Source organism: Croceitalea vernalis, from assembly GCF_031846405.1.
In the GTDB taxonomy this organism is placed as follows: domain Bacteria; phylum Bacteroidota; class Bacteroidia; order Flavobacteriales; family Flavobacteriaceae; genus Croceitalea; species Croceitalea vernalis.
In genome coordinates, this window is the sequence record NZ_JAVRHU010000003.1 from 560,454 (window position 1) to 567,976 (window position 7,523).

General features: G+C 35.3%; 4 protein-coding genes and 1 tRNA gene. 2 read left to right on the forward strand and 3 right to left on the reverse strand.

Features of this window, described 5'->3' with window-relative positions:
• Positions 1 to 78: 78 nt before the first annotated feature.
• The 3 genes from RM520_RS12950 to RM520_RS12960 all read right to left on the reverse strand — a co-directional run bounded on the left by RM520_RS12950 (position 79) and on the right by RM520_RS12960 (position 3,945).
• Complete coding sequence (locus tag RM520_RS12950; protein ID WP_311388278.1) at positions 79 to 1,617, reverse strand: choice-of-anchor I family protein; 1,539 nt, start codon at positions 1,615 to 1,617, stop codon at positions 79 to 81.
• A gap of 74 nt (positions 1,618 to 1,691) precedes the next feature.
• The gene (gene era, locus RM520_RS12955; RefSeq protein WP_311388279.1) at positions 1,692 to 2,576 is read right to left on the reverse strand and encodes a GTPase Era; all 885 of its coding nucleotides are present in this window, start codon (positions 2,574 to 2,576) and stop codon (positions 1,692 to 1,694) included.
• On the reverse strand, positions 2,563 to 3,945 hold the full coding sequence (locus RM520_RS12960) for an alanine/glycine:cation symporter family protein (protein WP_311386096.1): 1,383 nt from the start codon (positions 3,943 to 3,945) through the stop codon (positions 2,563 to 2,565). The genes era and RM520_RS12960 overlap by 14 nt, the downstream gene beginning before the upstream one ends.
• A 258-nt stretch (positions 3,946 to 4,203) precedes the next feature.
• Between RM520_RS12960 and RM520_RS12965 the strand changes: the two genes are divergently transcribed.
• Together RM520_RS12965 and RM520_RS12970 are read left to right on the forward strand one after the other, a co-directional pair.
• Positions 4,204 to 4,276, forward strand: a tRNA-Met gene (locus RM520_RS12965).
• A gap of 437 nt (positions 4,277 to 4,713) precedes the next feature.
• Positions 4,714 to 7,523 (forward strand): SdrD B-like domain-containing protein (locus RM520_RS12970; protein ID WP_311388280.1); only part of this gene is annotated, 2,810 nt, incomplete at its 3' end.

Sequence of the window (7,523 nt, forward strand, 5' to 3'; positions counted from 1 at the left end):
AATCTATTGGGCCTGGTTTAAAGCAAAAGCACGGTTAAAACCGTGCTTTTATTTTATAACTGGAAATTATGAGAACTATTAATTTTCGTAAAAAGAAACAGTACCACTAACTTCATTACTTACCACCAATAGTTCTTTACCATTAGGACTGTCTTCAGCCGCAATGACAATTAAACCTTCAGGGCCAACATCACCAGAATTTTCTAAAATTTGAATAAAGGTTGGAGAATTAGGGTTAGTAATATCGTAAACCATAACTTGATTGTTCCGCTCTAAACCAACAAATAGAATTTGTTTATCCCCTATTTTTTGTATCGTAACCGATTCTGGTTCCGCACCCTTATCATCACTTCTACTATCATCGCCATTGAATACGGCTGGAGTTAATAAAAGTGTTTGTATGGCAATGTCATTACCGCTATCATAAATCAATTGACCATCACCTGTCCAAATAGTAAATGATCGAGCACCATAATTATATAATTCATCATAATCACCATCACCATCAATATCTCCTAAAGTAGTAGTTGATTGTAAGCGTCCTAAATTTTCATCCAATTGCAAGGTTGCCGCATCAGGAAATACCGCTTCGTCAAATTTTAAATCAGCCATACGTTCTTCTTCGGAATAACCATCGTAATCTCTAGCATCACCTTCATTAGCAGTTACAACATAATCCATTCCATTAACACTGTAATATGCGATAGCGTCTGGTTGATACATTCCAAATACAGGAACACTACGTAATTCCTTTATATCATCTCTATTACTTGGGTCTATTTCATTTCCAGAAAGACTATAATCTTTAAATCCTAAAGGAATAATAGTTTCGATTTGTTTGGTTTCAAGATTAACTACTGCAACACCATTATTTTCTTGTAGTGTTACCCAAGCTTTCTTTGAATCGTCAGAAACAGCAACGTATTCTGGTTCTACATCCATAGCTAGGGTTGCACCAGGGCCAAAAACTCTAAAACCATTGTTCTCTAAGATCTCTTCTTGAGCATTGAAACTTTCAAAATCCAAATTTATTACTTCTCCACTTTCAACATTTATAATGCTTACCATTCCTTTAGGATCTATAGTATAATCATCATTTGGCTCTCCTTCATTTGCAACGACCGCATATTTACCATCTGGAGTAAACGTGACCATATCTGGCAGTGAGCCAATTGTGTAACCAGAAATAAACTCCAGGGATTCAGCATCGAAAAACTTAACAAAACCAGGAGCCTGCTTGTCTTGCGCTTCATACGCTACAGCTACTATTCCATTATTTATACTAACACTATTAGGGTTACCGGCATGATCTTGAACCAAATTCTTTAAAAATACTGGAGCTCCTAAATTGTTTAAATCATAAACTGATACACTTACTGTTTCAGCATTGATAACAAAAAGTCTTTTTGTTTCAGAATCAAACCCAGATATTTCTGCTGAACCTTCACCTCCAACTTGAATAGTACTATGGTATTTAAAATCAATATTTACCATTTCTTTTGGAGCATCATCCCCTCTTCCACCATCATTATCACCAATAAAGTCATCTAAATGTTCGCAACTAACAAAGCAAATAGCTAATCCTAAATAGGTTAGCGGTTTCATAAAATTTTTCATTCCGATTGGTTTAAATTTCCATGAAGGTCTTAAACCAAAGTGAAGTTAAGGTTAGCTAAATTGTAAATTATGATTTAGTTATTGTAACCAAAACGTTTCAGCTGATTGCTATTGCTTCGCCAATTTTTATTGACTTTTACATAAAGCTCAATAAATACTTGTTTGTCAAAAAACTTTTCTAAATCCTTTCGAGCTTCAATACCTACGCGCTTTAGTGCTGAACCCTTATGACCAATAATAATTCCTTTTTGAGTATCTCGTTCAACCATAATAACGGAACGGATTCTAATAATTTTCTCGTCTTCTTCAAACTCTTCCGTTGCTACTTCAACAGCATATGGAATCTCTTTTTTATAGTGAAGTAAGATTTTTTCTCGAATAGTTTCATTGACAAAAAATCGTTCAGGCTTGTCGGTAAGTTGGTCTTTAGGGTAATATGGCGGAGCCTCAGGAAGTAGTTCCAATATGCGATTAAATACCTCTTTAATATTGAAATTTTCCAAAGCAGAAATTGGATGAATCTCAGCATTAGGTAGCAGGCCTTGCCAATGTTGTATTTGTTCTTCTAAAGCTGTCTGCTCAGAAGTATCTATCTTATTTAAAAGTAATAAAACCGGAATTTTACTATTCTTTATCTTTTCAAAAAAGGCCTCATCTTTTAATGCTTTTTCCCCAATTTCAACCATATAAAGCAAAACATCAGCATCTTCAAAAGCCAGTTTGACAAAATCCATCATGGCCGTCTGCATCTCATAAGCAGGTTTAATAATCCCAGGTGTATCCGATAAAATTACTTGAAAATCATCTCCGTTTACAATTCCTAAAATACGATGACGAGTTGTTTGCGCTTTAGAAGTTATTATAGATAGTTTTTCACCAATAAAAGCATTCATTAGGGTTGACTTGCCAACATTGGGGTTACCAATAATATTTACAAATCCTGATTTATGCTTTTTCATTCTTTAATTTTTCAAAATAAATTCTCGCAGCAACATTCACTTTTGGCGCCAATAATAATACAGCAATCATATTTGGTATGACCATTAAGGCATATGATAAATCAATTAAGTTTTTAACCAATTCCAAAGAGGCAACAGCTGCAAATACAATCATTATTACAAAGTACACATTATACAACTTTCCTATTTTGGCATTAGTTAAATAGGATAAACTCTTAACACCATAATATGAATAAGTAAAAAGAGTGGACAATGCAAAAGCTGAAACGATAATCATTAATAAAATACCCCCCCAACTCCCTAACGATGTATTAAATGCATTTAAGGTCATCACTATACCACTACCTTCTTGAAGGTAGGCCCCACTTAAAATTAAAACAATTGCTGTGAATGTGCAGACTAAGATAGTATCAATAAAAGGTCCTAACATTGCTACTAATCCTTCTCTTATGGGTTCATCATTTTTTGATTGCCCATGATACATTGGTGCTGATCCAAGGCCCGCTTCATTTGAAAACATCGCTCTTCTTACCCCTATAATTATAAGTCCCCAAAAACCACCTGTGACTAAAGTATCAAAATTCCATGCTTCAGTTATAATTAGTTTAAGAGATGGTAAAACCTCAGAAGCATTAGCAACCATAACTAGTACAACGGCAATCAAGTATATCATCACCATTAAAGGAACTATTGCTGTTGCTACTTTAGCTATATTCTTTAATCCTCCAAAAATTACAAAGGAAGAAACGACCGCCAGAATTATTCCTATTAATAATTTCCAATTAAACAAAGCATCTTGAGCTGTACCACCTAGTGCTATGATTGATTCTTCGGGTTGAATAACACTCATGAAGGTTTCTGTGAACTGGTTAGCTGTAAAAACCCCTAAAAAACCAAAAAGACCAGCAATACTAAAAAAAATAGCGAGGGGTTTTGCCTTCTTACCAAGACCTTGAGTAATGTAATACATTGGACCGCCCTGAAGTTTTCCATCGGAATCTTTACCTCTGAACATTATAGATAAACTACAAGAATAAAACTTAATACACATACCAATGAGTGCCGTCATCCAAATCCAAAAAACCACCCCTGGTCCTCCATCGTGAATAGCAATGGCGACGCCTGAAATATTACCTAATCCTACAGTTGCTGCGACAGCAGCCGATAAGGCTTGTAGCGAACTTACGTCTCCTTTTGCATTTTTATCGTCATATTTCCCTCTAGTTATAGCAATTGCGTGACATAAAAAACGATAGGGTAAAAACTTTGAGTAACATACCAAAAAGAGCCCTCCTCCTATCAATAAAAGAAACATTGGCCATTCAGTTCCAGAAATAGCTTGGATTAAAAAATCATTCAATTTTTCCATGAAATCGAAGGTAGTTAATTCCAATAAAACTAGAAGCCAACAGGATACTAGAATTAAAATGGAAAAACTCCAAAATTAAAATGAATCCTAATTAAATAATTGAGCTATGTATTGCTATGGAATATAATACAGCACTTGAACTCATACTTAGATACCATTAAGCCTAGTCAACAAATGAAGACAATGGCTAATTTTAAAATCAAAGTCCATCTAAATTTGGAAATAACATTAAAACGGTTGTATATTTGCCGTCCACATCGCGGGATAGAGCAGTAGGTAGCTCGTCGGGCTCATAACCCGAAGGTCACTGGTTCGAGTCCAGTTCCCGCTACTACAAAAGCTTCAAGGTTACTTGAGGCTTTTTTTATTCCACCACTTTTTAGCTTTTTCAAATAAAAAACATCTTTCTAATAACGGAAGTGACCTTTCATCTTGTTTTGGTGTCATAACATAGATATCAAAAATAAATGTTGTTGAAGTACATTCTTACATATGGGTTTTTTTAAATACATCACATAGAGTTTTTGATGCATTTTAACGATTAATTAAGAAATAGCCTGTCTTTTGAGACATCTTAAATTTTCTTTAACAATTGAAACGCTAACCTAATACTATAATTATATGAATTAAAAATTACACTAAAACCACACTTATTAACTATTAAAATTACTTTTTGATCTGACCATTTGAATTCATTTGGTCTTCGTGCTATAGTATTTTAATTACCCCACCTTACTGTTTAATAAACTAAACACAAATCATTAAAGAATGAAAAACAATTACTTTTTTAAAGTATTGGTACTGACATTATCTATCTGTTTTTTATCGTTTGCTCCTAAAGCTGACGACAAAACATTAGATGTTGTTAAAGTCAATACAAATTCAGAAACGAATTATAACGATTCTGCTTCTTCAAGTTTTAATGAAGAAATGAATTGTTATGTTGAAATGCCAACATTGAGTCAAAATGGCTCATGTGTTCAAGCTTCTGCATTGCCAAATAGCTTTGGAGATGACGTTGAATTTATGTGGGCAGAGAATGTGAATGGGAGTATTCAAGCAAGAACTCCTTGGTCGCAAAACACGGCCCTAAGCTATTGTCCGCCATCTTCTGGTGACTTTAGGTTATGCGCTAGAACTGCAGGGTGTAGTGATATCTACGAAACTGAAGATATACACCTATCAGCGCAATGTGGTTCTATAGACGGTATTTATATTTATGATCAGTCTACAGACCAAGCAGTTTTAGGTCCTATTAGTAATGGTCAAGAAATTGATGTAAATAGTTTGCCTAACCACTACTATTTGGTTGCAGATACTTCAGGTGGAATAGGCAGTGTTTTTTTAACAGTTGATGACACATCAATTACTGAGAATACACCACCATTTACTTTTCCTGCAGGAGCAAATAATGGTTCAAATTGGGAACCCAATTTAGGCAATATATCAGTTGATGCATCAGCCTATCTTGAAGATAGCAGAAATGGTGGTTTATGTGATACTTTACATGTAACTTTTGTACTTATAGATGATAATGGAATAAACCCTCCGACAGTACCTAATTGTGACGCTGGAGATTTAATTTGGACTAACGATGTTTCTGTTAATAATGACGGATCTGTTAATGCAGATGTAAGATTTATTAATGGTGGAAATTATACAATTCCTGGTCCATACCCTGCTGCACTTTCTGGTCCCTCGACCGTTAGTATTAATGAGGCTATCTCTTGGGATGGTTATTCCAATAGAGTAAATGTTTACCAAGAATTTGAACAATGGAGAATAGTTTTCTTAAAGAATGGCGCTGTTCAATATAGTTCTCAATTAACTGGAGACCCTGCTGATAATGTAGCTTCAGCGGAATGGATTGGAGCTTTAGATCAAAATATAAATCTGCCAAATGGAGCAGATCAAATCATATTAGCACATATCGAAGATAGTCAATATGGTGACGGAAGTAGAGCTTCTGCAAATTCTGTGGTTCCCTCTAGTATTTGTATTTCTGTTGAAGGAGTAACTATTGAACCACCAACAGTACCAACTTGTGATGCTGGTGATTTTATTTGGACAAATGATGTTACAGTTAATAGTAATGGATCTGTTAATGCAGATGTCAGATTTATAAATGGTGGTAATTTTGTAGTTCCAGGTCCTTATCCTGAAGAATTATCAGGTCCTTCTACAGTAAATATTAACGAAGCCATTTCTTGGGATGGATATGCCAATAGAGTAAATGTTAATCAAGAATTTGAACAATGGAGAATTGTTTTCTTAAAGAATGGAGTTGTACAATATAGCTCTCAATTGACGGAAGACACTCCAGATTTAGTTGCATCAGGTGAATGGATTGGTGCTCTAGATCAAAATATTGAGTTGCCAAATGGTGCAGATCAAATTATTTTGGCACATATAGAAGATGGCGAATATGGCGATGGTTCTAGAAGTTCATCCAATTCAGTGGTACCTTCTAGTATTTGTATTTCAGCGGAAGCTATTTGTGATTTAACTGTTGATGCTGGAGATGCGATTGAAGTTTGTGAAGATGAGACAGTAGAATTAACCGCAACAGCTGAAAACGCAAATGTTTGTGAAGGTGGATGCGAGTATCCAATTATTGAAAGTGTTAGATGTAACAATAGCAATATGGCCGAAATTTGGATTTCGAATGCAGGCCAAGATCATTTCAATACTACTTTAAACTCTAGTTTTGAAGTTTTAGATAATGGCGTTGCTACTTACTCATCTAGAGTTTCAAATGGTACCGATATTTTAGACGTTTCTTTAACTTTTTCAGGTCGTACAACGACACCTCCAACTGGCAGTCCTAAGTTAGGCTGTGATACCGGTAATACATCTGATTATGTTTACTGGACTTCTACTTCAGGAACCATAGTTTCTCAACAACATGGAACATTCCAAGTTTCAAGAATGGGTGAAGCTTTCCAATTAGGTCTGGGTGGTGATGTTACACGTGAAGGTTTTGGAGCATCTGGCTGGTTAACAATAACTGGAGGTGATGGATATTACGAAAGAGGCGATATCAATATCAAACTAGGTGAATGTAATCCAATTGGTGGTGATTCTACTGTGGAATATGTTTGGACAACAGAAGACGGTAATATTGTCGGAGACCCTAATCAAAATACAATTACTGTTGATCAATCTGGTACGTATAAAGTTGTTGCAAAAGACTGCAAAGACTGCGAAGCGGAAGACGAAGTAGTTGTCAACCTATTAGAAAAAGTTGTAATAGGAAATTTTGTTTGGGTTGATGTAAATGAAAATGGTCTTCAAGATGATGGGGCAACTGGAGTTAACGGAGTAAACGTAACGTTGTTTCAAGCAAATGGAACTGAAGTTGCAAGTACAACTACAGCTAATGACCCTAATTCCGGCGACGCTGGTTACTATGAATTTGAAGTATGTCAAGAATCGGGTGATTACTACATCGTTTTTGATAATATTCCTGATGGTTTTGAGATTACTGATCAAAATGTGGGTGGAGATGATGCTGTTGATTCTGATATTAATCCAAACGGACGAACAGACGATTTCACAATTACTACGGAGGACGATTT